Raw genomic sequence first — 3216 nt, 5'->3', positions numbered from 1 at the left:
GGGGGGCAAAATTCAGTATCAAAAAACTTTTCAGATATCCTCTAATTAGGTCTTACAATTAAATATCAAAGCATTGACAGATAATTTTTTCGGTAGAAAAAAACGCCTGATTTTCAGTATATTACGCTCAAAAATTTATCATAAGAGGCAGAATAATTGCAGAAAAATCACTCTAACAAAATATCTGACTATCTCAATTCTCCGTTCCTCCTGACTACTCCCCTACTCCCCTACTCCCTTACTCCCCTACTCCCTTACTCGCTAAAAATAAGCAAACCCTAGTTATCTAGGAGGCAATTGAGAACCGACAACAGATCCAAAACTCCCTGGGTTATGGGTTTGACAATAAACTTTGCCTCGGCCTTGAAAACGACAGACAAAACCTTCACCGCCAAAAAATGCCCCCAACCAACTCGAATTAGCTTTATCAATACGAAAATCTAAACTTCTTTCAAAGGCAACAATATGGCCAGTATCTACAATATAATCACCGTTAACATCTATTTCATAAATTCCTCCAAAAGAGGTTAAAATTACTGGACCATAACCCGTAACACTTAACCAAAAAATAGATTCTCCTGAGAATAAAGATTTTATCCCTTGAAACCCTAAATCAAGGTCTACATTGTTAGCAGAAGCAAGATAGGAAGCTGATTGGACGACTAATTCTTGACCCTTCATTTCATAAACTAGGATGTCTCCCATGAATTTAGGGGCAAGAAAAACTTGACCGTCGGGGGTAGGGGAACGAAAAACACTTAAAAAGAGAGATTCACCCCCTAACATTCGTTTCAATCCTCCCATAATTCCCCCTCCTTTTCCTTGTCTGAGGGTAGTACTACTATTGACAAATCCACTCATAGCAACCATAGCTCCAGCCTGGGCGACGATTTCTTCCCCTGCATTTAAGCTAACTTTGGCGATCGCATTATCGGGTTGATGTATTAGTTGAATATCCATGATTTTTTGAACTTTTTAACTAGCTATCAGGTTCTATAACTTGGGTTTAAATCCCCGGTTGATATCAACCGGAAGGTGCGCGGAGGGGTAGCATAACCCCTTCTAAACCTCTATTGCTGATTGCTGACGGCTGATTGCTGATGGCTTATTTTTAACGGACTTTGGGTCTTAAGAATCGAACTAAACCCTCAATACTACGAGATTGCAAATAAATAACACCATTCCCTTTGAGTCGGTTAACCAATCCTTCTCCAGAAGTTACCGAACTAATTAAGCCACCCGATAACCCAACACTCATTTTAATATTGGAACTGTAAGCTACTAAATGGCTATTATCAACAATAAATTCACCATCAATATTTTGCTTACTCAATCCTCCATAAGCCCCAAAAAAAACTGTTCCGTGGCCACTTACTTTTAATTTAAATAACCCTTCTCCTGTAAACCAACTTGCAAAACCTGCCCACCTTACTCCTAGCTTAACTTTAGGGCTACTTGCAATGTAAGCCCCTGGTTGAAGACATATCTCATCTCCCGTTAATTCTAAACATTCAATATCCCCAATAATGGATTGGGTTAACGTAATATTTAAAGGTTGGGAGGTCTTGTTCTCAAAGACATTAACAAATAGAGATTCACCCCCCAAAAATTTTCTTAATAAAGCTGAGAAAAAGCCCCCAGAAAACTTTGTTTTTATGGACAAGCTACCATCCATGCTGGTCATGGCTCCTGCTTCAGCTATAATACTATCACCAGGATCTAAGGTGATGAAAATAGCTGCAAAGGCTGGTTTATATCTGATGTCATATTTCACTGCTGACACTTAGTAATAGTTGCTTTATATATTATTACCATAAAATACTATGTTTTTGACCTTAATTTTCTATTAGACATCTCCAAAAATCAAAAATAAAATCAAATGTCTGTACAATAAATTCATATAATTAATTATTTTCAAGGAGTTGGTAATGTCAGTGTCAGTACAATTATTGCGACGACTATTTAGTGTAGACCAGTATTATAAAATGCTGGAAGCAGGAGTATTTAATGAAAATGAACGAGTAGAATTAATCAGAGGAGAAATTATCACAATGTCCCCTATGGGTATTTATCACGCAGTTTGTGTGGATATTCTTAACCGACTGTTTTTTTTACGTTTACCAACAACTGTTACTGTGAGAGTTCAAAATCCTATAAGATTGAACGATAATTCGGAACCACAACCAGATATAAGTTTGCTGCAAGGACAACCAAGTTTCTATCGGACTCAGCATCCTCAACCAGAAAATATATTTCTCATCATTGAAGTGTCAGATACAACAATTAAATATGACAGAGAAGTAAAAGTTCCTTTATATGCTGAGAATAATATTGTTGAAGTTTGGTTGGTAAATCTGACTGAAAAATGTCTGGAAGTTTACCGACAACCTACTGCGAATGGTTATGAAATTGTGCAGACTTTTAAGAGTGGTGAAATGATAGATATTCAAGCTTTCCCTAATGTGACTTTTACTGTTGATGAAATATTGGGAGATTAACAGAAATTTTCAGTTAGAATATTTAGAGTAAATATAATTTTTCAACCCATACAAATTCATAGGATTATTTTCAAGGAGTTAATAATGGCTGTAGAATTATTGCGACAACTATTTACTGTAGACCAGTATTATAAAATGCAAGATGCAGGAGTATTTACTGGAAATGAACGAGTAGAACTAATCAGAGGAGAAATTATCAAAATGTCCCCTATGGGTATTCGTCACCCCGCTTGTGTGAAACGTCTTAATGAACTTTTCTTTTTGCGTTTAGGAGAAACTGTTACTGTGGGAATTCAAGATCCTGTAAGATTGAATAATACTTCTGAACCACAACCAGATGTAAGTTTGCTGCAACGACGACCAGATTTTTATGAGACTCAACAACCTCAACCAGAAAATGTATTTCTCCTCATTGAAGTTTCAGATACAACTATTAAATATGACCGAGAAATAAAAGTTCCTTTATATGCTGAGAATAATATTGTTGAAGTTTGGTTGGTAAATCTGACTGAAAAATGTCTGGAAGTTTACCGACAACCTACTGCGAATGGTTATAAGATTGTGCAGACTTTTCAAAAGGGTGAAACAGTGACAATTCAAGCTTTGCCTCATGTAACTTTTACTGTTGATGAAATATTGGGAGATTAACAGAAACTTTCACCCTAATTATTAATTATTAATTGTTCATTGTTAACCTCTATCCCTAATTTGCTCTCTC

4 protein-coding genes are annotated in these 3216 nt (G+C 36.2%); 2 read left to right on the top strand and 2 right to left on the bottom strand.

The features are described from left to right. Nucleotides 1-282: 282 nt before the first annotated feature. Together AC3DU7_RS29555 and AC3DU7_RS29550 are read right to left on the bottom strand one after the other, a co-directional pair. Nucleotides 283-960, bottom strand: a complete 678-nt coding sequence (locus AC3DU7_RS29555; RefSeq protein ID WP_488042815.1) for a TIGR00266 family protein — start codon at nucleotides 958-960, stop codon at nucleotides 283-285. Nucleotides 961-1111: 151 nt separating this feature from the next. Further along, the gene (locus AC3DU7_RS29550; protein ID WP_488042814.1) at nucleotides 1112-1783 is read right to left on the bottom strand and encodes a TIGR00266 family protein; all 672 of its coding nucleotides are present in this window, start codon (nucleotides 1781-1783) and stop codon (nucleotides 1112-1114) included. A gap of 145 nt (nucleotides 1784-1928) precedes the next feature. On the opposite strand from AC3DU7_RS29550, the gene AC3DU7_RS29545 reads away from it, so the two are divergent. After that, a complete protein-coding gene (locus tag AC3DU7_RS29545) occupies nucleotides 1929-2498 on the top strand; it encodes a Uma2 family endonuclease (RefSeq protein WP_488042813.1) in 570 nt (189 codons plus the stop codon). A gap of 84 nt (nucleotides 2499-2582) precedes the next feature. Beyond that, nucleotides 2583-3146: a Uma2 family endonuclease gene (locus AC3DU7_RS29540; RefSeq protein ID WP_488042812.1), complete on the top strand. Its 564-nt coding sequence runs from the start codon at nucleotides 2583-2585 to the stop codon at nucleotides 3144-3146. Nucleotides 3147-3216 lie beyond the last annotated feature (70 nt).

Source organism: Okeania sp. (assembly GCF_983059655.1).
Note: the sequence above shows the minus strand (reverse complement) of the source record. Positions and strands in the feature narration are given on the sequence as shown.